The 22,424-nt window shown below is 67.9% G+C and carries 21 protein-coding genes; 10 read left to right on the plus strand and 11 right to left on the minus strand.

Features of this window, described 5'->3' with window-relative positions; translation table 11 throughout:
* Positions 1–2: 2 nt before the first annotated feature.
* The gene (locus tag BLQ50_RS02055) at positions 3–1,094 is read right to left on the minus strand and encodes an inositol-3-phosphate synthase (RefSeq protein ID WP_093180821.1); all 1,092 of its coding nucleotides are present in this window, start codon (positions 1,092–1,094) and stop codon (positions 3–5) included.
* A complete protein-coding gene (locus BLQ50_RS02060; RefSeq protein ID WP_093180823.1) occupies positions 1,091–1,774 on the minus strand; it encodes a PadR family transcriptional regulator in 684 nt (227 codons plus the stop codon). Before BLQ50_RS02060 ends, BLQ50_RS02055 begins: the two co-directional genes overlap by 4 nt.
* Positions 1,775–2,110: 336 nt before the next feature.
* Between BLQ50_RS02060 and BLQ50_RS02065 the strand changes: the two genes are divergently transcribed.
* The 5 genes from BLQ50_RS02065 to rplI all read left to right on the plus strand — a co-directional run bounded on the left by BLQ50_RS02065 (position 2,111) and on the right by rplI (position 6,359).
* A complete protein-coding gene (locus BLQ50_RS02065) occupies positions 2,111–4,495 on the plus strand; it encodes a penicillin-binding protein (protein ID WP_093180825.1) in 2,385 nt (794 codons plus the stop codon).
* A 171-nt stretch (positions 4,496–4,666) separates the two neighbouring features.
* Entirely contained in the window at positions 4,667–5,017 is a 351-nt protein-coding gene (gene rpsF, locus BLQ50_RS02070) for a 30S ribosomal protein S6 (protein ID WP_093180826.1), read from the plus strand.
* A 65-nt stretch (positions 5,018–5,082) separates the two neighbouring features.
* Positions 5,083–5,577 carry a single-stranded DNA-binding protein gene (locus BLQ50_RS02075; RefSeq protein WP_093180828.1) on the plus strand — a complete coding sequence of 165 codons (495 nt, stop codon included), beginning with the start codon at positions 5,083–5,085 and terminating at the stop codon, positions 5,575–5,577.
* Between the two features lie 79 nt (positions 5,578–5,656).
* On the plus strand, positions 5,657–5,893 hold the full coding sequence (rpsR, locus tag BLQ50_RS02080; protein WP_093180829.1) for a 30S ribosomal protein S18: 237 nt from the start codon (positions 5,657–5,659) through the stop codon (positions 5,891–5,893).
* A 16-nt stretch (positions 5,894–5,909) separates the two neighbouring features.
* Positions 5,910–6,359 (plus strand): 50S ribosomal protein L9, encoded by a 450-nt coding sequence (gene rplI / locus BLQ50_RS02085; RefSeq protein WP_093180831.1) that lies wholly within the window; start codon positions 5,910–5,912, stop codon positions 6,357–6,359.
* 238 nt (positions 6,360–6,597) lie between these two features.
* Here the strand turns inward: rplI and BLQ50_RS02090 are convergent, their stop codons facing one another.
* Positions 6,598–7,959, minus strand: coding sequence for an MATE family efflux transporter (locus BLQ50_RS02090; RefSeq protein WP_245700834.1), 1,362 nt, complete (start codon positions 7,957–7,959; stop codon positions 6,598–6,600).
* A gap of 341 nt (positions 7,960–8,300) precedes the next feature.
* Between BLQ50_RS02090 and dnaB the strand changes: the two genes are divergently transcribed.
* Complete coding sequence (dnaB, locus tag BLQ50_RS02095) at positions 8,301–10,898, plus strand: replicative DNA helicase (RefSeq protein ID WP_093180832.1); 2,598 nt, start codon at positions 8,301–8,303, stop codon at positions 10,896–10,898.
* Between the two features lie 76 nt (positions 10,899–10,974).
* Here dnaB and BLQ50_RS02100 read toward each other — a convergent pair whose 3' ends face one another.
* Together BLQ50_RS02100 and BLQ50_RS02105 are read right to left on the minus strand one after the other, a co-directional pair.
* Entirely contained in the window at positions 10,975–12,753 is a 1,779-nt protein-coding gene (locus BLQ50_RS02100; protein ID WP_093180834.1) for an oleate hydratase, read from the minus strand.
* Between the two features lie 62 nt (positions 12,754–12,815).
* A complete protein-coding gene (locus BLQ50_RS02105; protein WP_175558984.1) occupies positions 12,816–13,520 on the minus strand; it encodes a TetR/AcrR family transcriptional regulator in 705 nt (234 codons plus the stop codon).
* A gap of 370 nt (positions 13,521–13,890) precedes the next feature.
* Between BLQ50_RS02105 and BLQ50_RS02110 the strand changes: the two genes are divergently transcribed.
* Positions 13,891–14,472, plus strand: a complete 582-nt coding sequence (locus BLQ50_RS02110) for a hypothetical protein (RefSeq protein ID WP_093180837.1) — start codon at positions 13,891–13,893, stop codon at positions 14,470–14,472.
* Between the two features lie 74 nt (positions 14,473–14,546).
* On the opposite strand, the gene BLQ50_RS02115 is transcribed toward BLQ50_RS02110, so the two are convergent.
* Positions 14,547–14,927, minus strand: a complete 381-nt coding sequence (locus BLQ50_RS02115) for a DUF2255 family protein (protein ID WP_093180838.1) — start codon at positions 14,925–14,927, stop codon at positions 14,547–14,549.
* Between the two features lie 218 nt (positions 14,928–15,145).
* Positions 15,146–17,068: an alkaline phosphatase gene (phoA, locus tag BLQ50_RS02120; RefSeq protein ID WP_093180840.1), complete on the minus strand. Its 1,923-nt coding sequence runs from the start codon at positions 17,066–17,068 to the stop codon at positions 15,146–15,148.
* A 215-nt stretch (positions 17,069–17,283) separates the two neighbouring features.
* Between phoA and BLQ50_RS02125 the strand changes: the two genes are divergently transcribed.
* A complete protein-coding gene (locus tag BLQ50_RS02125) occupies positions 17,284–17,679 on the plus strand; it encodes a type II toxin-antitoxin system VapC family toxin (RefSeq protein ID WP_093180841.1) in 396 nt (131 codons plus the stop codon).
* Between the two features lie 38 nt (positions 17,680–17,717).
* On the opposite strand, the gene BLQ50_RS02130 is transcribed toward BLQ50_RS02125, so the two are convergent.
* Entirely contained in the window at positions 17,718–18,887 is a 1,170-nt protein-coding gene (locus tag BLQ50_RS02130; RefSeq protein ID WP_093180843.1) for an SGNH/GDSL hydrolase family protein, read from the minus strand.
* Complete coding sequence (locus tag BLQ50_RS02135) at positions 18,884–19,513, minus strand: TetR/AcrR family transcriptional regulator (RefSeq protein ID WP_093180844.1); 630 nt, start codon at positions 19,511–19,513, stop codon at positions 18,884–18,886. The genes BLQ50_RS02130 and BLQ50_RS02135 overlap by 4 nt, the downstream gene beginning before the upstream one ends.
* Before the next feature lie 30 nt (positions 19,514–19,543).
* On the opposite strand from BLQ50_RS02135, the gene BLQ50_RS02140 reads away from it, so the two are divergent.
* Together BLQ50_RS02140 and BLQ50_RS02145 are read left to right on the plus strand one after the other, a co-directional pair.
* Positions 19,544–19,729 (plus strand): prevent-host-death family protein, encoded by a 186-nt coding sequence (locus BLQ50_RS02140; RefSeq protein ID WP_093180846.1) that lies wholly within the window; start codon positions 19,544–19,546, stop codon positions 19,727–19,729.
* Positions 19,726–19,983: a type II toxin-antitoxin system RelE family toxin gene (locus BLQ50_RS02145; protein WP_093180847.1), complete on the plus strand. Its 258-nt coding sequence runs from the start codon at positions 19,726–19,728 to the stop codon at positions 19,981–19,983. Before BLQ50_RS02140 ends, BLQ50_RS02145 begins: the two co-directional genes overlap by 4 nt.
* Positions 19,984–20,064: 81 nt before the next feature.
* Here the strand turns inward: BLQ50_RS02145 and BLQ50_RS02150 are convergent, their stop codons facing one another.
* Both BLQ50_RS02150 and BLQ50_RS02155 read right to left on the minus strand, forming a co-directional pair.
* On the minus strand, positions 20,065–21,312 hold the full coding sequence (locus BLQ50_RS02150; RefSeq protein ID WP_093180849.1) for an MFS transporter: 1,248 nt from the start codon (positions 21,310–21,312) through the stop codon (positions 20,065–20,067).
* A gap of 162 nt (positions 21,313–21,474) precedes the next feature.
* Entirely contained in the window at positions 21,475–22,395 is a 921-nt protein-coding gene (locus BLQ50_RS02155) for a phosphotransferase enzyme family protein (protein ID WP_093180850.1), read from the minus strand.
* Between the last annotated feature and the right edge of the window lie 29 nt (positions 22,396–22,424).

Below are 22,424 nucleotides of genomic sequence, written 5' to 3' on the forward strand. Positions count from 1 at the left end.
GATCAGCGCTCGTTGGTGCCGGCGATGAAGGCCTCGAGCTCGATGCGGCCCTGGGTGTCTTCCATCTGGACCGGCGGGGACTTCATGAAGTACGTCGACGCGGACAGGATCGGTCCGCCGATGCCACGGTCCTTGGCGATCTTCACGGCGCGCACGGCGTCGATGATGATGCCGGCGGAGTTGGGGGAGTCCCAGACCTCGAGCTTGTACTCGAGGTTGAGGGGAACCTCACCGAAGGCACGACCCTCGAGGCGGACGTAGGCCCACTTGCGGTCGTCGAGCCAGGCGACGTAGTCCGACGGGCCGATGTGCACGTTGCGGTCGGACTTCTTGCCGCCGAGGGGGCCGGACAGGTTGGACGTGACGGCCTGCGTCTTGGAGATCTTCTTGGACTCCAGGCGCTCGCGCTCGAGCATGTTCTTGAAGTCCATGTTGCCGCCGACGTTCAGCTGGTACGTGCGGTCCAGCACGACGCCGCGGTCCTCGAAGAGGCGAGCGAGCACGCGGTGCGTGATGGTCGCGCCGACCTGGGACTTGATGTCGTCGCCGACGATCGGGACGCCGGCGTCCTGGAACTTCTTGGCCCAGACAGGGTCAGAGGCGATGAAGACGGGGAGCGCGTTGACGAACGCGACGTTCGCGTCGATCGCGGCCTGCGCGTAGAACTTCGCGGCCTTCTCCGAGCCGACAGGGAGGTAGCAGACGAGAACGTCGACTGCGTTGTCCTTGAGGGTCTGGACGACGTCCACGGCCTCGGCGTCGGACTCTTCGATCGTCTCGCGGTAGTACTTGCCCAGACCGTCGAGGGTCGGGCCGCGCAGGACGGTCACGCCGGTCGGCGGGACATCGGCGATCTTGATCGTGTTGTTCTCGGACGCCTGCGTGGCGTCGGCGAGGTCGAAGCCAACCTTCTTCGCGTCGACGTCGAAGGCGACGACGAACTGGAGGTCGGAGATGTGGTATTCGCCGAACTGGACGTGCATGAGCCCAGGCACAGTCTCGTTCTTGTCGGCGTTCCGGTAGTACTCGACGCCCTGGATAAGGGACGTTGCGCAGTTGCCGACGCCAACGATGGCGACGCGGATGGCAGTCATCCGAGCTCCTTGCTTTGTGTGCCGTGACCTTCGTCGCCAGCAGAGTTGGGGTTGCTTCGTTCAGGTGATGCAGGTTGTGCGTCCGCCGTCAGGCTGGCGCCCGGGGTGTCCCCCGGTGTCCGGGCACGACGACGGTCGCGCTCGGTGTTGATGAGGCCGTCGAGCCAGCGAACTTCACGTTCGACCTGCTCGAGGCCATGTCGTTGCAGCTCCAGGGTGTACTCGTCGAGACGGTCCCTGGTTCGTGCGGAGGAGTCGCGCACGGTCTCAAGGCGCTCGTTGAGCCGGCTGCGGCGTCCTTCGAGGATCCGGATCCGTGTCTCGGCGTCGGTCTGACCGAAGAACGCGAACCGTACGTCGAAGCTGTCGTCCTCCCAGGCGGACGGCCCAGATGACGCGAGAACCGACTGGAGGTGTTCCTTGCCCTCGGCCGTGAGCATGTACACGATCCGGGCGCGCTTGCCCGAGAGGGCGTGCGGCGGGGCCTCATTCGACTCGGTTCCGACGATGAGGCCCTGGAGGGCGAGCGACTTCAGGCACGGGTAGAGCGATCCGTAGGACAGTGCGCGGAAGGCACCCAGCCCGAGGTTGAGTCGCTTGCGCAGCTCATAGCCGTGCAATGGCGAGTCGTTGAGGAGACCGAGCACCGCCGTCTCCAAGACTGTCGACTTGCTGCGCATGGCACCTCCTCCGGGTTCTCGACGCTGTTTCGGACCCGCGAGTGCGTGTTCGATGTATCGAACCGATACATCGATAGGTTATGCACATCTCGAGCCAGGTGCAAGCAAGCAGCCCACGAGCAGATGTGAAGGTCCGGCGTGACTCGTGGGCAGGCGTGGCACAGAGTTGGCCCAGGTGCGCCGAGTGGTATGAGGCTGCGGGGCCTGAACCCCTAGAGTTTCAGGGTGGGGAGCCGTCCGACGTCGCTTCGACGCGAGCGGAGGTTGCCCACCAGGATCGGCTGAGCACGATCAGCGGGTCCGCATGTCCTGTCTCCGGTCGGAAGGTCCAACGTGGTGAGCACGAACAGTCGATCGACGCGCCCTGCTGCCAAGAGCGGCGCCGCAGCGCCGCGCGGCAAGGCGAAGAGCGGTCGTCGTCGCGGCTTCAACTACCCGCGGGCCGGCAAGGGCCCGGTGCGTCGCTGGATCCCGTCCTGGCGCTTTGTCATCGGCTCCACGCTCACGATGGTCGCGCTCGTCTGCGGCGTGGTGATCGCCGCCTACGTGGGCATCCACGTGCCCAACCCGAACGACATCACCCTGCCCCAGCGCTCGACCGCCTACTACTCCGACGGTACGACCGAGCTCGCGAGCTTCGCTTCCCAGGACCGCACCATCATCGGCAAAGACGAGATCCCCGACGTCGTGAAGGATGCCGTCGTCTCCGCGGAGGACCGGACCTTCTACGAGAACTCCGGGATCGACGTCAAGGGCCTGGGCCGGGCGGCGATCGGGAACGTCAAGGCGATCTTCACCGGCGGGAAGAAGACCGGCGGGTCCTCGATCACCCAGCAGTACGCCGAGCGCTACTACACCGAGGGCACCACGACCGACTACGTCGGCAAGTTTAAAGAGGTGCTCACGGCGGTCAAGATCGACCGCGAGCAGAGCAAGGACGAGATCCTCTCCAACTACCTCAACACGATCTACTTCGGCCGGGGCGCCTACGGGATCGAGAGCGCGGCGCAGAAGTACTTCGGCATCTCCGCCGCCGACCTCACGGTCTCCCAAGCGGCGCTCATCGCCGGGATCATCCCCTCCCCGAACAACTGGGACCCGCGCAACAACCCCGCGAAGGCCGAGCAGCGCTGGAACTACGTGCTGGACGGCATGGTCGCCGGCATCTATATCACCCAGGCCGAACGGGACGCTCTGGTCTTCCCCGACACGATCGACTACTCCGTGACGAACACTCTCGAAGGGCAGACCGGCTACCTCGTCGAGATGGTCAAGTCCGAGCTGGAGAGCAAGGCGAGCATCACGGCCGCCGAGCTCAACAGCGGTGGGCTCAAGATCGTCACGACGATCGACAAGAGCATGCAGGACAAGGCGGTCGCTGCCGTCGCAGCGATGCCCGACGACGCCCCGGCCAACCTCTCGACGTCGATCGTCACGATCGACGCCGACACCGGTGGGTTCCTGGCCGTCTACGGCGGCGCGGACTACATCACAAAACAGTTCAACTCGGCCACGCAGGGCGAGGCCCAGGCGGGCTCGACCTTCAAACCCTTCACGCTCATGGCCGCCCTCGAGGCCGGCAAGACGCTCAAGGACACCTTCGACGGCAACAGCCCCAAGACCTTCGGTGACTACAAGGTCAGCAACTTCGGCAATGTCGACTACGGCCGGGTGACCCTCGAGAAGGCGACTGAGCAGTCCATCAACACCGCCTACGTCGCGCTCAACGAGGAGATCGGTCCGGACAAGACCGTCGAAGCCGCCACCCGGGCAGGCATCCCGGCCGACACCCCCGATCTCCTACCAGTGCCGTCGAATGTGCTCGGCACTGCCGCGGTGCACCCTGTCGACATGGCGGCCGCCTACACGACCTTCGCCACGAACGGCGTCGCCCTCACGCCGCACATCGTCGCCTCGGTCTCCGAGAACGACACGCCGCGCTACACCCCGGCCGCGAACGGCGAGCAGGTCTTCACCCCCGAGAACACCGCCGAGGTGACGTACGCGCTGACCAAGGTCGTCCAGGACGGCTCAGGCAAGACCGTCAAGTCGCTCGGCGTCCCGATCGCCGGAAAGACCGGAACGTCGAACGACAACAAGTCCGCGTGGTTCGTGGGATACACCCCGAAGTATGTGACCGCCGTGGCCCTGTACCAGTCCGGTCCCAACAACGAGCAGGAGACCATCACGCCGTTCGGCAAATACGCCGGGAAGAAGAACGTCGGGATCACCGGTGCGACGATCCCGGCCGACGTGTGGACCGACTACATGGGCAAGGTCCTCGACGGCCAGCCGGTGCTCCAGTTCCCCGAGCGGGCCAAGGCAACCCCGCCGCCGACCCAGGCCCCGACCGTGACGCCCACCGAGGAGCCGACGGAGGAACCCACCGAGGAACCGACCGAGGAGCCGGCGCCGACCACGGTCGTCGTGCCTGCCGGGCTGGTGGGGCGCAACGAGGCCGACGCGCGAGCCGCGATCGCGGGGCTCGGGCTCAACCCCTCGGTGTCGTCGCGCTTCGACAAGTCGGCCGTCGGCACGGTGCTGAGCGTGACACCCGGCGACGGTGCGACGGTCGAGTCGGGGTCGACGGTCGCGGTCGTCGTGTCCAAGGGGCCGGATCCGGCGGTTCCACCGCCGACCACCGCGCCGCCGACCACCGTGCCGCCGACACCTAGCCCGACCCCGTCGCCGACTCCGACGGTGCCGGTGCCTGTCCCCTGATCTGCTCGTCGCCAGAGGTTCCCAGGGACCCGCCTCGGCGGGTACTCTTGGACACTGTTGTGTGCTCACATCCGGCCGCCTATCGGTCGGAGACCGCACACGACTGAACACGCACAACCCTCCTGTCACGGAAAGACCGTGACCGCTGAGTCCGTAGGAGGTGGGTTATACATGCGTCAGTACGAATTGATGATCATCCTCGACCCTGAGGTTGAAGAGCGCACCGTCGCCCCGTCGCTCGACAAGTACCTCACGGTCATCTCGACCGATGGTGGCACTGTCGACAAGATCGACATCTGGGGCCGTCGTCGTCTCGCGTTCGAGATCCAGAAGAAGTCTGAGGGCATCTACGCGGTGGTGAACTTCACTGCCGAGTCTGCGACCGCCAAGGAGCTGGACCGTCAGCTCGGCCTCAACGAGGTCGTCCTGCGGACCAAGGTCATGCGCGTAGACGTCAAGATCGAGCGCGCAGCGGCCAAGGCCAAGCGCGCAGACGTCAAGGCCAAGGCTGCAGACGCCTGAGATCACGCTCTCGCTGAACGTCACCTCACGAACTAGTACGAACCGCTCGAGCAAGGAGAGATGCAATGGCTGGTGACACTGTCATCACGGTGATCGGGAACCTCACGGGGGACCCGGAGCTCCGCTTCACCCCGTCAGGGGCCGCCGTCGCGAACTTCACCGTGGCTAACACGCCGCGGATGTTCGACCGCCAGAGCAACGAGTGGAAGGACGGCGACACGCTGTTCATGCGCTGCTCGATCTGGCGGGAAGCGGCCGAGAACGTGGCCGAGTCCCTCACCAAGGGAATGCGCGTCATCGCCTCCGGCCGTCTTGTCCAGCGGTCGTACGACACCCGTGAAGGCGAGAAGCGCACTGTTGTCGAGCTGCAGGTGGAGGAGATCGGTCCTTCCCTGAAGTACGCATCCGCCAAGGTCACCCGGGCCCAGCGCTCGGGCGGTACCGGAGGCGGCGGCGGTTTCGGCGCAAGCTCTGGGGCCAAGGCCGACGACCCGTGGGCAACCGCGGGCCCGGCGTCCGCAGGCGGCGGAAGTTCCTTCGCGGACGAACCGCCGTTCTAAGCCCCACCCCGTAGATATTCGCTTCCCGGTCGGCCGTTCGCGGCGCGCCCGGGAGAGCACCCTGTGAAGGAGTCTCGCAATGGCAAAGCCCGTTGTGCGCAAGCCCAAGAAGAAGTCCAATCCGCTGAAGTCAGCAAAGATCGCGACGGTGGACTACAAGGACACCGCTCTGCTGCGCAAGTTCATCTCCGACCGTGGGAAGATCCGCGCTCGCCGGGTGACCGGTGTTTCCGTCCAGGAGCAGCGTCAGATCGCGAAGGCCGTGAAGAACGCCCGCGAGATGGCTCTCCTTCCCTACTCGTCATCTGCACGCTGAGAAGGGGCTGACACTCATGGCAAAGCTGATTCTTACCCACGAGGTCACCGGACTCGGTGAGCCTGGCGACGTCGTCGACGTCAAAGACGGGTACGCCCGTAACTACCTGATTCCCCGTAGCCTGGCCACCCTGTGGACCAAGGGCGCGGAGTCTCAGGTCACCGCGATCCGCAAGGCTCGCAAGGCACGTGAGATTGCAACGCTCGACGAGGCCAAGGCCACGCGCGACTCGCTGCAGTCCAAGGCCGTCACCGTGAAGGCGAAGTCCGGCAACGGCGGACGCCTCTTCGGTGCCGTCACCACGGCGGAGATCGCTGCTGCGGTTTCCGAGCTCGGTGGCGTCAAGGTCGACAAGCGCAAGATCGAGATCGCCCAGCCGATCAAGTCGACCGGAGAGTTCTCCGTCTCGATCCGCCTGCACCCTGAGGTGTCGGCGAAGATCGCTGTGAACGTCGTCGCAGCCTGATCAGATTCTGATCAGCTCGGCCGCAGGGCCCGGTCCTCCTCCTCGGAGAGGACCGGGCCCTGCGTCGTCCGGTGCATGCGCCCCGACCCCGAATCTGTCGCCGAACTCGTGAGCGGTTCGTCGAACTCGTGCGCGAGGGGTCGATATGGACCAGAATCGGCCCTGACTCACGAGTTCGACGGCTCGTTCACGAGTTCGCCGGGGACGGGGGAGCTTGGGATGGTCCGTGGCGCGGGAGTCAGTCGCCGACGACCATCCAGGTGTCGGTGCGGGCGCGCAGGCCCGTCGTCAGGGCTCTGGCCAGCATGAAGACTCCGGCGAAGGCGATCCACAGCCAGATCAGACCGGCCGGACCGTCGGGCGCCCAGGACCGGACCGCGAGGGCGACCGGGGCGTAGACGACGAGCGTCGCCATGCCAGCCCAGGCGAGGTAGCGACCGTCGCCGGCGCCGATGAGCACGCCGTCGAGCACGAAGGTCCAGCCGGCGAGCGGCATGAGGACGCCGGCCACGACCATGGCGCCGGTGATGGCCACGCGGACGTCGGCATCCGAGGTGAACAGGGTCGCGAATGACCAGCCGCCGACGGCGATGATCGCCCCGATGAGGGCGCCGGCTCCGACGCCCCACTGCAGGGTGCGTCGCAGGATCGCGCGGGTCTCGGTGACCAGTCCGGCACCGAGGCGGTGTCCGATGAGTGCCTGTGCGGCGATGGCCAGGGCATCGAGCGCGAAGGCCGCGAGCCCCCAGACACTGTTGACCACCTGGTAGCCGGCGAGGTTCACCGCGCCGAGCCCGGTCGCCACGAAGACCGTGAGCAGGATCGCCAGCCGCAGCGAGAGGTTGCGCACCAGCAGCGGCCCGCCGGCGCGGGCGTTCGCCCAGATCCCGCCGGCCGCCGGACGCAGCCGCGCCCCTGCCTTCCGCGCTCCCTGCACGACGACGACGGCCAGGACCGCGGCCATCCCCAGCTGGGTGAGAGCCGTGCCCAACCCGGACCCGGCGATCCCCATCCCGGCACCGTAGACGAGGGCGATGTTGAGGACTGTGTTGGCGATGGCACCGCCGGCGGCGACCCACAGCGGGGTGCGGGTGTCTTGCAGACCACGGAGCACACCGGTCGAGGCGAGGACGACGAGCATGCCAGGGAGCCCCGGCGTCGACCAACGCAGGTAGCTGATGGCATGGACGGCGACCGCGCCGTCGGCACCCATCGCCCCGATCGCCCACGGGGCCGCGATCCACAGCGCCGCGGCGAGGGTGATGCCCAGGCCGGCGGCGAGCCACATGCCGTCGACGCCGGCCTGCAGCGCCTGGGTACGTTGGCCGGCGCCCAGGCGCCGGGCGACCGAGGCGGTCGTGGCGTAGGCCAGGAAGACGCACAGTCCGACGACGGTCAGCAGCAGCGTGGAGGCTACCGACAGGCCTGCGAGCTGGGTTGTCCCCAGGTGCCCGACGACCGCGGAGTCGACCAGGACGAAGATGGGCTCGGCGACCAGTGCGCCGAGGGCCGGGACGGCGAGGGCGAGGATCTGGCGGTCTGTCGCGCGCCGGGCGGAGCGGTCGTCCAAGGAGTGATGCCGGGCGGAGCGGTCGTCCAAGGAGTGATCCTGTTCGGTTCCGAGGCGTGGATGGGCTGAAAGAAATGTAGCCGTCCACAGGAAGTTTGGCGGAATCTGGCCGCTCTGGTGGCGAAGTTGCTCGACGCCCCACCGTTATCTTCAGTTATCCACAAAGTTATCCACACTGTGGATGACCGTCGGGAGGCGTGTCGCGGAGTTGTCCCCAGGGTTGTGGACAAGGCTGTGGATGGCGGGTGTTGCGCAGGTTGAACACCTGTGGTTAGCAGGCTAGCGTGCAGGAGGCGACGATCAGGTACCGGTCGATTGTCGGTGGCGAGGTGTAGATCTGAGCCCACGAGCACAACGTAGGGACGGAACACATGTCGATCGCAGAAATCGAGCCTGACTTCAGGTCGGGCGGGTCCGGCTCCTCAGGACCGAGCTTCGACCGGACCCCCCCGCAGGACATCGCCGCTGAGCAGAGCGTCCTGGGCGGCATGCTCATCTCGAAGGACGCCATCGCCGACGTCATCGAGCAGATCAAGGGCACCGACTTCTACCGCCCCTCCCACGAGGCCGTCTACGACGTCATCATCGACCTCTACGGCCGCGGCGAGCCCGCCGACGCGATCACCGTCGTCGCCGAGCTCACCAAGCGCGGGGAGATGAGCCGCATCGGCGGCGCCCCCTACATCCACGAGCTCATCTCGATGGTGCCTACTGCCGCCAACGCCGGGTACTACGCGCGCATCGTGCGCGAGCGGGCGGTGCTGCGCCGGCTCGTCCAGGCGGGCACGCGCATCGTCCAGCTCGGGTACGCGACCGACGGCGGCGACGTCGACGACCTCGTCAACAACGCCCAGGCCGAGGTTTACGCGGTCACCGAGACCCGCACGAGCGAGGACTACCACGTCCTTGGCGACGTGATCGGGGGAGCGGTCGACGAGATCGAGGCGGCCGGCCACCGCGGCGAGGGCATGGTCGGCGTGCCGACGGGGTTTGCGGACCTGGACCGGTTGACCAACGGGCTGCACCCGGGACAGATGATCGTATTGGCGGCACGGCCTGCCATCGGTAAGGCCCTCGCCCTCGACACCAAGCTGGCAACTCCGACCGGCTGGACCACCATGGCGGAGGTCGCAGTCGGCGATGAGCTGATGGCCGCAGACGGTACGCCGACACGAGTTGTCGCGGCGACAGACGTCATGACGGAGCGGCCGTGCTATCAGGTGACGTTCGATGACGGATCCGTGATCGTCGCCGATGCTCAGCACGAATGGGCCACGAGCGACCGGGCCGCGCGCCGTAAGTCGGGTACTTCACCTACGGTCCGGACGACCGAGGAGATCGCCGTGACGGCACGGTGCGCGACTGCTGACCAGAGGGCTAACCACTCCGTGGCGATCGCGGCAGCGTTGGACCTACGGGAAGCTGATCTGCCGCTGCACCCCTATGCCCTCGGTGTCTGGCTGGGGGATGGACACTCGGCTTCCGCACGCTTCACTTCGGCCGACCCGGAGATCCCGATGCGTATCGAGGGGCTCGGGCTGGTTGCACAGGAGCGACAGAGCGTGGAGGGAGCCGCGAAGCTGTACTCGTTGCAGCTCCTGCCGAGCGAACCGATCGCCGAGCGGTCCTGCGTCGTGTGTGGCGTGGCTTTCGTCCCCCACACCACCCAGGTCAAGACTTGTGGGCGTTCATGTGGTGGCAAGTCCTCCAAGGTCTCCGCGCCTATGCCCGCTCCGACCTGTCCGGACTGCGGCCGGCCCAGCACGGGCCTGCGGCGTTGCCAGGACTGCCACGATGCGCGAGGAAGTGTCGCCGGGATCCTGCGGACGCTCGGCGTCATGGATAACAAGCACATCCCAGCCTCGTACCTTCGGGCCAGCGAGGCCCAGCGTCGCGAGCTCCTCGCCGGCCTGCTGGACACGGATGGCACCGTCAACCCCACAGGCAGCCCGCAGTTCGCCGTCACGAGCCGCCAGCTGGCCCTCGATGCCCGCGAACTCGTGCACAGCCTCGGATACCGGACCGGGTGGTCCGAGAGGCGGGTGACCGGCCGCAGCGAGGCTTCCTCGACGTGCTTCACGATCACCTTCACGACCGATGACGAGGTATTCGCCCTCGACCGGAAGAAGCTGGTCCACAAGGAGCGTCGCCACCGCTCGACCCCGCGCCTCAAGAATCGCTTCATCACCGATGTCCGGCGGGTCGACTCGGTGCCAGTCCGCTGCGTGGAGATCGCCCATCCCACGCACCTGTACCTGGCGGGGGAGGCGATGATTCCGACGCACAACTCGACGCTCGGAATCGATATCGCGAGGAACGCGTCGATCAAGCACGGTATGGCGTCGGTGGTCTTCTCCCTCGAGATGAGCCGCAACGAGATCACCATGCGCCTGCTCTCGGCCGAGGCGCGCATCCACCTGCAGAAGATGCGCAACGGGTCGATGGGCGAGGAGGACTGGCAGAAGCTCGCCGGGACCATGGGACGGATCTCGGAGGCGCCGCTGTTCATCGACGACTCCCCGAACATGTCGCTCATGGAGATCCGCGCCAAGTGCCGCCGGCTCAAGCAGAAGCACGACCTCAAGCTTGTGGTCATCGACTACCTCCAGCTCATGACATCCGGGAAGCGCGTGGAGTCGCGTCAGCAGGAGGTCTCGGAGTTCTCCCGTGCGCTCAAGCTGCTCGCCAAGGAGCTCGAGGTCCCGCTGATCGCCATCTCCCAGCTCAACCGTGGCGCCGAGCAGCGCACCGACAAGCGCCCCGCGATGAGCGACCTGCGTGAGTCCGGCTCGATCGAGCAGGACGCGGACATCGTCATCCTGCTGCACCGCGAGGACGCCTACGAGAAGGAGTCCCCGCGCGCCGGAGAGGCCGACCTGATCGTGGCCAAACACCGTAACGGTCCGACGGACACGATCACGGTGGCGTTCCAGGGGCACTACTCGCGGTTCGTGGACATGCAGGCGTAGCGCCTGCGCGAGACGCTCTGACCGGTCCAGGTCGAGGGTCCGGCGCGACGTCCACCCTCGTCGCGCTGGATTTGTCTCACTCGAGAAGACCGAACTGATGCAGCAGCTCGCCGATCTGGTTGTCGTCGATCTTCTTGTTTACCAGCCTGCGGATCAGCGGGCCGCCGGGAAGCTTGATCTCCTCGCCGTCGCGGAGCCGGGATGTGGCGGAGAGCAGCGCCCGCACGTCGTAGGTCGAGCCGAACACCTCGGGTACGCCGCGCTCGATGTCGAGCAGGGTGTAGACGGCCTCCATCGGGGTGCGGACCGAGTACTCGGTCGTGAAGATGCAGTCTCGGCTGGCCGACTCGGCGAACTGACCGATGAACGCGAAGTTGACCGACCCTGCCGGCACCACGTCGGGACGGTCGCCGGCCTGGCGGGGCATGAAGAACGCGGTGACGTACGGCATCATGACCGGGACGGTTTTGGCTCCCGTGGCGGCAAGGTCGTCGATCTCGTCGACCGGGACGCCCATGTGATAGAGCCACTCGCGGGCGATCTCTTCGCCGGTGGACTCCTGGATGGTCTTTCCGGTGTAGTTCCCAGGGACGTCGGAGAACAAGGCGTAGACCCACACGACGCACTCGTCGGGCTTCTGCTGCTTGAAGTGCGGCTGGCGGTTCACGGTCCAGGACAGCAGCCAGGACGAGTCCTTGGCGGTGACGATGCCGCCGGTGACGACCTTGCCGGACAGCGGGTCTCGCTTGGCGATCTTCTCGATGTAGGCCGGGATGCGCGCGTCTACGGTGGTGACGGTCGCCGATTCCCACTTGGTCTCTGGGATGTGGTCGGCGAACACTCCGGGGCGGCCGAAGGCCGGGTCTTTGGCGGCGATGCGACGCCAGAGGTCCCACGCCGGAGCCGGGCCTTCGTTGAGTTTGGCCGGGGTGTGCTGATCTCCCTCGTCCGAGTTCTCGGTCAGGGAGCCGATCGTCATGAACAGCAGGTCATTCTCGGTGAGGTCGACCCCGTCGCCGGGTGCGCCGTCCGAGCCGGCGGTCCAGTGCAGACGGGTGGCCTGCTTGCGGCCGCTGGTCGCGTCGATGTCGAACTCGACGTCAGTGACCTCGGTCGAGAAATGGAATTTGACCCCCTGGTCGAGCAGCCAGGTGTACAGCGGCAGCACGAGCGACTCGTACTGGTTGTACTTGGTGAACTTCAGCGCGGAGAAGTCAGGCAGCCCACCGATGTGGTGGATGAAGCGGTGCAGGTACAGCTTCATCTCCAGGGCGCTGTGCCACTCCTCGAAGGCGAACATCGTGCGCCAGTACAGCCAGAAGTGGCTGCCCAGGAACTCGCGGCTGAACACCTCGTCGATCCGCTTGTTCTCCATCTCCTCGCGGGTGGCGAGGAAGACCTTGACGATCTCCTTCTGCGCCTTGTCCGACAGGCTGAACTTCCCGTCGGTGCGCGCGTCCTGACCGCGATCGACGGTGGCTCGCTGCAGGGAGAAGTTCGGGTCGTCCTTGTTCAGCCAGTAGAACTCGTCCAGGACGCTGGCGCCCTCGACCTCGAGAGATGGGATGGACCGGAAGAGGTCCCACAGCGTCTCGAAGTGGTCCTCCATCTCGCGGCCCCCGCGGACCACGAATCCCTTCTTCGGTGCCTTGATCCCGTCGAGCGCACCGCCGGGCAGCTTGAGCTCCTCCAGGATGGTGATCTTGTCGCCGGGCATCTGCCCGTCTCGGATGAGGAACGCCGCCCCGGACAGGGACGCGAGCCCGGCGCCGACAAACCAGGCCGTCTTGTCGTCGACCCCTGCAGGCTTGCGCGGTCGGGCGAACGCCTCGTAGTTGCCGCTGGTGTAGTGCATCGTTGTTCCTTCCTGCCGTGTGCTGGTTGGTCGTGCGGGACTCGTGCCCCGTGGATCAGGTCTCACCGGGAGCCGGTGTCTGGGGTGTCGGTGGTCGCGACGTATCCGCGGACCACCTGTGCGATCTGTGCGTGCAGCTCGGCGCTGGCGTCGCTCTCGGGGTGCAGGTCGTTCAAGGGCTGCACGAGGAGCAGGTTGAGGATGGCGAACACGCTGCGTGCCGCGCGGTGGGCCTCACGGGTCGTGACCTGTGTCGGGTCGGGCTGGTCTGTCAGCAACAGCGTCGTGATTCGGTTCTGCAGGTCCGCCACGATCGCGAGACCCTCGTCGCGGTAGCGCTCACCGGCCGGGCCGAACAGCAGCTCGCGCTGGTAGTCGGCGGAGTCGCCCAGACTGCGTGCCCACGTGAGTACCGGATCGACCAGGGCGTGCACTGCGTCGGTGCGGTCGGTGCGGTCGGTGTGCCGTCGTGAGGCGAGCGCACCGGCCTCGACGGCGTCCGCGAACCGCTCGTTGTAGACCATGAGGAACAGCTCGCCCTTGGTCGCCGCGTAGCGGAAGAGAGTTCCGGTCCCGACGTCCGCGCGATCGGCGATCTGCTGGGTCGTGACCCGATCGAAGCCGTGTTCGGCGAACGCAGCCGACGCCGCGGAGAAGATCCGCGCTCGCTTGTCCTCCTTGGCGCGCTCTCTGCGCCCGACCTGGGCCACGGGAGGGACGCTCGCGGCCGGCGGGGATACGGGGAGGTACCCATCGATCGCTGTCATCGCCCACCTCTTCCTGTGGATCAAACTCAATATCGAGCGTACTCCGCATTGACGAGGGACGCGCGGCTTGTGGCGGATCCCTTCATGCTCGGCGAACTGTTGTGCCATATGCGCGGCCGCGTCTCGGCTGAGCTAGCGATGACGTCGGCCAGGCCGAGCGCGGTGGAGCCGAATATGTCACTCATGGAGATCCGCGCCGAGTGCCACCGCGGTCTTCGGGGATCGGTGATTGTCCGGTGGCATGTGGCTGATCAGGCGCGGTCGTGGAGAGCGACCTGGTAGCCGTCACGACGACGAGGGTGTCTCCGCGCTGAGGAACTACGTCAACCATTGATTGACGGTTCGAGTTGCGTCAACGTAGAGTTGACGCATGACCGACGAGGACTCTTCCCGCACCCTTCGTGACCACCTCGCTGCCGCCCTCGACGCGGCGGCGCCCGGACTGACCGCGCGCCTCGACACCGACCCACAGGCGCACCTCGACCTGGTGGCAGTCGTGCGCGACGCGCAGAGCGAGACGGACGCGTTGTTGCGGGCCACTGTGGACTCCGCCCGCGGTGCAGGCTGCACCTGGGACCAGATCGGCGGCGTCCTGGGCATGACCCGCCAGGCGGCGCAGCAGCGGTACGGTCGCCGCAACGAAGGCCTCGACACCACGGGTCCCCACACCATGACGCTCGCTCCGCTGACGGCCTTCAACGAGATGCGCGTCCTGGAGCGGGCTGGTCGCCACGGGTGGCACTCGATCGGATACGGCCCTCTGTTCCACGTCGTGGCGCACTCCGAGCAGCAATGGCAGCACCTGCGCACCACCATCCTGTCCAAGGCCCCACTGGGCGAGGGCTGGAAGCAGATCGGTGCCGGGTGGGGTTGGTGGTCCTACTACGCCCGCCCGCTCGAGGCCGTCGCCCTGCCAGGCCCCGACGACGTCCGGGAACTGCTGGCGCCCTGATCACTGCCGCCGAGCTGGTCCGTGGTGAGATCTGTAGGCGAGACTCTGCAGTGTTCAGACGGTGACGCCGGCGCTCAGGCGTCGCGCGGGTCGAGCCGGAAAGTCGCAGTCGCGCTGGTGGCATCGGTCACGGGGGCGACGTAGGCCGGAGGTTGGTTGTCGTACTTGGTGCGGTACGCCGTGTCGAGCGCTGGGTGGATGTCGTCGTCGGGCTCGACGAACGCCACGTCCTTCTCGACGCCACCCGCCTGGATGCGGCCGCGCGGGTCGGCAAGGGCGTATCGGAACCAGCCGTTGCCTCGGCCGTGGGCCGACCGGATGTAGAGGTCGTCACCGGCCCGCACGACCCAGATCGTCACTGGCGGGTGAAAGGTGCCATCCGGGCGCAGCGTGGATACCTGCAGTTCTTCGGCCAGTCCGATCTTGGACAGCTCTTCCTTCGTCCAGCTGGGCATCGCGGCGCTCCTTCGCTCGTGGTGAGTGGCGCTCGACCTGCATCCGGCGACGCCTCACACGGTCTGAACCTACTGCGGTTGGTCTGGTTGTGGGAGGCCCTGGTAACGCCTTGCGCCGTAGGTGACCGGGATGCCTCGCCGGCGCACCCATCCAGGAATGCAGGACGCCCCCAGAGCCGTGAGGCTCCGGAGGCGTCCCTGGAGTTGTGATTCAGGTGTCAGGCGGGCAGCAGCGAACGGCGCGACCGTCGGACGATGACGGTCCCGGCACCGGCGAGCGTGAGGGCGAGCATCGCGACGAGGGTGATCTCGGTGCCCGTCGTGGCGAGCCCGCCGCCGGAGCTGGCCGATCCGCCGCCCGTGCTGTTCCCGCCGCCCGTCGGGCCAGTTCCACCGACGCCCACACCGGCGCCGTCAGGTGTGCTGGCATCGGGGGCCGGAGTCACCGGGGGAGAGGTCGGTGCGTCCGCGCTGACCGTGAGGGTGGCCGTGAGCTCGACGCCGGTCTGCGCGCCGCGCAGCGTGATCGTCTGTGCGCCCTCGGTCGTGGGCGCGGTCCCGGTGAACGTCGCCGCGCCGTCGATCACGTCGGCCCGGCCGAGCGCGGTCGAGCCGAGCATGGCCGAGGTGGTCCAGTCGGCGGCGAGCCCGCTCGCGGTCACCGTGAGCGCGGCCCCGGGTGCGACGACGGGTTGGCTCAGAGTGAGCGTCGCTCCGGAGCTCAGCGAGGGCAGGTCGCGCGTGAGTCCGAGGCTGTTGGCGGCGGTGAAGAACAGGTCGGTCTGGTCGGTCAGGCCGACGACGTTGGCCGCTCCGGGTCCGTAGCCGGCGATGCGCAGCTGGGTGCCGGTGTGCTGCTGCGAGCCGCCCGCGGCCGAGGTGCCGTAGCTGACGATCATCCGGCCGCCCTCGGTCGTGGTGAGCGCGACCGACAGGCCCGGAGGCGTCGAGTCGACGATCTGGCTCGTGTGGGCGTGGTCGGCCGTCACGACGACGAGGGTGTTGCCGTCCTTCTTGGCGAAGTCCAGTGCGACCTGGACGGCCTCGTCAAGGTCGACGGTCTCACCGATCTGACCGCAGGCGTTGGCGGAGTGGTCCTGCTTGTCGATCGAGGCGCCCTCGACCTGGAGGAAGAACCCGTCCTCGTTGTCGAGCAGCGAGATCGCCTTGTCCGTGAGTGAGGCGAGGGACAGCCCGGATGCCAGTCGGCCGGGGTTGTCGGTGCACTGGGCCGGGGCGAGGTCGCCGCCGCCCGTGGTGGCCGTCGGTCCGTTCCAGCGGACCGGGAAGTTCCCGTCAGTGAAGAGGCCGAGGACGGGCGCGCTCTGGTCCGCCACGGTCAGCGCGTCCAGGCCTGCGGCGTCGCGCACGACGGTGTAGCCGCGGTCGGCGGCCTGGTCGAACAGGCTCTGCCCGGCCCACGGGCCAGCCTTCGCGGTCTCGTTGAAGGTTGCGGCGCCGCCGCCGAGGGTGACGTCCGGGCGGACGTCGAGCAGCTGCTCGCTGATCGAGCCGGCGCCGCCGTTCTCGAGCGCGTTCGTCGGGCAGGTGGTGGACGTCTTGACCGGCCCGTAGCAGGAGCGTGCGGTGACGTGGGAGACCTCGACAGCCGGCGTGGCGTCCTGGATCTCCGCGGTCGACACGTCCCCGGTCTTGAGCCCGTTCGCCTTCGCGATCTCCAAGAGCGTGGCCTGCGGTGCGCCTGCGATGTCGACGCTGATCGCGTTGTCGTAGGTCTTGGTGCCCGTCGACCACGCGGAGCCGGTCGCAGCGGAGTCGGGCACGTAGTCCGGCACCCCGGCCTTGGTGAGCGAGTACGTCGTGTACTGGCCGGTCAGCGGCAGCGCATCAAGACCGGCGAAACGCCCGCCCGCACCCTCGGCGTAGTTGCGAGCCACGGTGATCTCCGAGTCGCCCATCCCGTCGCCGATGAGCAGGATGACGTTCTTGGCAGGGGTGTCCACGATCGAGGCGCGCAGCGCATCGGTCATGTCGCCGGCGTTGCGCGCGGCGCCGCCGTTCTGCGTCGGGTCGGGCTCGGCGGCTGACGCAGGGGCGAGGGTCGATCCGAGGAGAAGCGCGGCTGTCGTCAACGTCAGGGCTGCACGTACGACGGTCCGGGGCTGCTGTGTGGTTCTCATGTCACCTTCACGTGTGGGCTCAGCGGGCGGCGGTCATCGCCCGCACGCCAGTCCACGCTGCATGGGTGAACTGCTGGCCAACGCCGCGCAAACTCCGACGGTCGGTGCCCGGAATTCTGGAGGCTTGAGGCATTTCAGTACGCTCGGGTGCATGCCGACGCTTGTCGCTGACTGATGGACTCGGCAGACAGAAACATTCGATGACGGAGGCTCCCATGACTCGGTTTGTTGTCGGTCCGGACGTTGCCCTGCATCTCGCGAGGGAGGAGCTGGTCATCTCTTCGGCGCACCAGCTCCTCGCCCCGACGCTCATCCGGTCCCAGGTGCTGACCCGGCTCTACTCGGCGGTCCGGCGCGGTGAGCTGGACCGCAAAGACGCAGAGCATCAGCTCGACAATGTGCGCGGGATGCGGATGCGCCTGCTCGGCGACCGGGTGCTGCAGCGGGTCGCGTGGGACATCGCCGTGGAGCTCGATTGGCCCGACACGCTCACCGCGGAGTACCTCGCGCTGACCTGCCTGCAGGCCGACGCGTTCATCACGCTCGATGCTGAGCTCGCTGCGACCGCGCGGCGGGTGGTTGCGGTCGCGTCAGTGGCGGACCTGTTCTGACCGCGTCCGACGTCGATGCGGAGGTCCGGGCGCTGGCGTCACGCCAGCGCGCCACCCGGTCCGAAGGCAAGGCGGGCGAAGCGCTCGCCGATGATCTGGTGGGTGGCTGCGTCCGGGTGCAGGGCGTCGGGCAAGGGGTGAGCGGCGGTGTCGGACGTGCCGTAGAGCTCGCGGCCGTCCAGGTACTGGAGGAGGGGATCCTCAACCTGGCGCTGCGCGACGATGTCGCTCAGGGCATGGCGGATCACGGCGAGCGTGAGCTTTCCGTAGGCGACCTCGGCCGGGTCCCCGGTGGCCATGAAGCGGACCGTGTCGGTGCCGAGGGTGGCGGGGTCGGGCATGCCCGGCCCGGGGGTGTCCTCGTGGATCGGGCACAGGATCGGGGAGACGAGCAGCAGGGGAGCGTCTGGGTGGCCGTCGCGGATCGTGTCGAGGAAGCCGTGCATGGCTGGGACGAAGGTGCGCAGCCGCATGCCGTCGAGGTTGACGATGTTGATGCCCATCTTCACGCTGATCACGTCCGCCGGGGTGTCCCGGAGCGTGCGCGCGGTGAGCGGGTCGAGCAGAGCGCTACCGCCGAATCCGAGGTTGATCAGGTCCACGTCGGCGGCGCGAGAGGCGACGGCCGGCCATGTGCCGGTCGGCGTCAGAGCGTTGGATCCGTGGCTGATCGAGCTGCCATGGTGCAGCCATGTCGGCCGACCGCAGGCGGGAACAGACTCGACGGGGGCGTCGGCGCGCAGGGCGACGAGCTCGGTCAGCTCGTTGTGCGGCAGCCACAGCTCGATGGTCTTGTCCCTGGCGGGCAGGCCGCGGAAGGTCACGGTTCCGGCCTCGCCGGTGCGCATCTCCCGCGCTCCGGTGGTCATGTCGATCGACAGGACGTCGCCGCCGGCGACGGCTCCCTGGGCGGTGGGCACGCCGTCGACCAGCAGCTCGTAGACGCCCTCCGGGCGGGCGGGCGCTCCGACGTAGGAGATGCGGGTCGGTCGGGTCTCGAGTTCGATCGTGGTCGCCGTGGTGCGGAAGACGAGGCGGACGCCGGACGGCTGGGCCTCGGCCATGAGGAGCTGCGGATCGGGGAACTGGCGTCGCGCCCAGGCCGGGAGGCGGTGCGGCTGCGTGCCCCGAGCGGTGCGCTCGAGCTCGATCGCTCCGCGGACCAGGTCTTCGGTGAGGGGGATGTTCCAGGTCAGGGTGTTGTTCATCGTGATGTTCTCTCTGAATTGTCAGTTTCGCGGTTGTCAACTGAGCTGCCGTCGGGTGCGCCGGCGGGCCAGTGGCTGAGCGCGGTGTCGAGCGCCTGGATCATCCGGGTCCACGACGCCTCGGCATTCGGTTCGGAGCGGTCGAAGCTCCCGTTCGCCTGCAGCCGGATGAAGCCGTCGACGGCGGCGCTCACGAGGCGGACCGCGTGGGTCTGCTCCTGTGGCGGTATGTCATAGCCGCGCATGATGCCCAGCATCAGTGCCCCCACCTTCGCGCCGACCGGCCCAGCCTCGGAGGCGGTGATGCGGACCTGGGTGGATTCCCAGCGCCCTGGATGCTCGTGCGCGTAGCTGCGCATGACCGTGACGACGGCGTCGAGCGCATGTCGGCCTGATCGCCCGGCCAGGGCGATCGAGAGGCGATCGCCCAGCTCGCTGAGGGCGAGCACGCTGATCCGGCCGCGCAGGTCGTCGGAACCACGCAGGTGGGAGTACAGGCTGGCGGGTTTCACCCCGACGCGTCGGGCGAGCTCGGATACCGTGACCCGCTCGAAGCCGACCTCGTCGGCCAGCTCGGCGGCTGAGGCGGTGAGCGAATCGATCGTGAGTCCTGCGCGTGCGGCCATGCGCCCTATGTTACTACGACCTATAGGTTAATGGCTACGGCATATAGGGAGCGCAGAGGCCAGCGAGCCGCCGTCGTGGTGAGCCCCGCGCAGTACGAGCGGATGCTGGAGGCGCTTGAAGACGCGGACGATGCGGCAGCCTTCGACGAGGCGATCGCTGAGGAGGGATCCAACATCCCCTGGACGCAGGTGAAGTTGGATGTGGGCTGGGAGTGAGGTATCGGACCGAGCTGCGCCCGGCGGCAGTGCGCACGCTGAAGCAGATCGACCGCCACGACCGCGACCGGATCCGTGGAGCGATCGCGTTGCTCGGCCAGGATCCACGCCCACCCGGCGCCAAGGCGTTGCACGGTCGTCCGGGCTTCCGAGTACGAGTGGGCGGCCACCGCATCATCTATGCGATCCATGACGACGTCCTGCTCGTCGTCGTGGTGACATTCGGCCACCGGCGAGATGTCTACGAGCAGTAGTTCCTGCCCGTCGATCGCGTCCGACACGTCGACAGTCCTCGGTGCAGGATGCTGGGACGGCGACCGTACCGGCCTGATCGTTCAGGCCGAAAGGGAGTGTGTCGTCCTGAGCTTGGTGGGGAGCACCCCGGCGCAGGCGATGACGACCAGGCCCACCGCAGGGACGATGAGCAGTCCTGCCCGCAGGCTCGTCGCATCCGCGATCGCGCCGACCAGCGGCGGCGCGACGAGGAACCCGATGCGCAGCAGCCAGCTGACGATGGTCAGCCCAGACCCCGGGGCGAATCCCGGGATCTGGTCGGCGCTGTGCATCGCGGCCGGGATGAGAGTGGCGACGCCGAGGCCTGCCAGGCCGAAGCCCGTGATGGTCCCGACGACCGTGGGGACAAGAAGGGCGAATCCCATCCCGAGGAACACGATCGTGCCGCCAGCCCGCGCGACAGCCCGCTGACCAAAACGGTCGACCAGGGTGTCCCCGAAGATCCTGCCGACGAACTGCAGACCCTGCAGAGCGATGAAACCGAAGCTCGCGAGGAAGGCCGTGCTCTCGAAGGAGCCGGTGAGGTAGATGGCTGCCCACGAGGCGCCGGAATCCTCGACGACTGCGCCCGAGGCGGCGATGGCAACCAGCGCGAGCAGCACGCCATACCGAGCAACCAGCGACGGTGCGCCCTTGCTGCGGGGCTCCGCGGATACGTCGGCGGATGCATCGGCGGCGTCGCGCTGTTCGCCGAGGGGTTCAGGTCCCTGGAGCAGCCAGCGGTAGGACGCGAGCGCCGCGAGCCCGAAGACGCTCGCGGAGACGACCATGTGCTGGGTCGTCGACAGGCCGACGGTCGCGAGAATGGCGCCCATGATGCCGCCCAGGACGGCCCCCATGCTCCAGACCGCGTGGAAGGAGTTGAGGATCGACCGTCCGTAGAGGCGCTGGACACGCAGGCCGTGGGAGTTCTGGGCGACGTCGGTGATGGCGTCCATCGCGCCGGCGATGAACAGGCCCGCCGCGAGCATGGCCCATGAGGAGGATGCCCCGGCGGTGACGAAGCCGATCGTGGCGAGGAGGGTCGCGCCGATCGCGACCCGAGCGGATCCGAAGCGGCGGATGAGCAGGCCCGCGCTGAGCCCGGCGACCAGGGCGCCCAGCGGGAAGGCAGCCACCGCCGCGCCGAAGGCAGCGTTGGACAGCCCCAGGCCTTCCTTGATCTCCGGGTATCGCGGCAGGAGGTTCGCGAACAGGGCACCGTTCGTGAAGAACAGGACGGCGACGGCTACCCGGGCTCGGCGAGCCCTCTGGTCTGGTCGGGACGTCCCGCGATCGACGGTGCTCATGGGGCTCCTTTTCGAGGTGCGGCCCACGCAGAGGCGTCGCTGCGGGGCTGTGAACGTTCACGACCGAGCCACGCTAGCAGGACCTCGACGCCGAACTGCTGCCGGACCCACGCCGTGCCCCTGCCGTCGACGTGCTGCCCGCCCTCACTGCCCTCAATGCCGTTACCGCCGACGGAGCCGTGCCCGCACCGCCGCGATGGTCGCCTCCAGCCGGTCCGGTCGGCGGTCCCTGGCCCACCGGACCAGATCCACCGCCGCGAGCAGCCGCAGCGACTCGAGCTGGGGTCGGATCGCGGTCAGGTTGACCCCGTAGCCGTCGGCGAAGGCCTCGAGCTCGGCGTCGTCGGGAGCCCCGTCCGTCTCGCGGGCGCGCAGCAGATGCAGCAGGTCGGTGTAGGGCACGGGTCCGGTCGTCGCCGAGCCCCAGTCGATGAGCACGGGAGGGCCGTCGTCGGGCACGACGACGTTGCGCAGCGCCAGGTCGCCGTGGAGCAAGCCGTGCCGGAGCGGGGAGCCCTGCGGCTCCCTGACCAGCTCCTCGACCGCGCTGCGGATGCGGGACTGCTCGGACCGGGTGTAGACCCCGAGAGCGACCAGCGGGTCGGAGTCGTCGAGCGCGTCGAGGTTGTACGCCAGGTGCGCCTGCCAGGCGGCGCGCAGGTCGCGGCCGAAGCGCGAGAAGAGGGAGTCGGGTGCGGCGGCGTCGAGCGGGACCGTGGCGATCGCGGCAGCGTACCCGCCGACGGTGCGCCACAGGTCCGGGCTCCGCACAGATCCGCCGTCGCGCCCCTCGACGTAGCGGTGCACCGAGTACGAAACCTTGTCCAAGATCCCGGCCGCGACGACCTCGGGCGTGGGGACACCGCAGGCCCGCGCCCGGTCCGCAGCCCAGATCTCGGCCGTGAAGTCCCCGCCTGCCAGGTCACGGGGCCACCGGACGACGTAGCGGTCCCGCGACGGTCCGACCATCGTGACCTCGTTCTCGACCCCCGGGATCGGCGACGCGGCCGTCGGCGACGCCGGGAGCCCGTGCAGCGCCATGATCCGGCGGACGCGGTCGGCGGAGTCGGCAGGGTTGCTCATGCGACGACTGTAACGATCCGAGCTCCGCC

The organism is Sanguibacter gelidistatuariae (assembly GCF_900096585.1).
GTDB classification, from domain to species: domain Bacteria; phylum Actinomycetota; class Actinomycetes; order Actinomycetales; family Cellulomonadaceae; genus Sanguibacter; species Sanguibacter gelidistatuariae.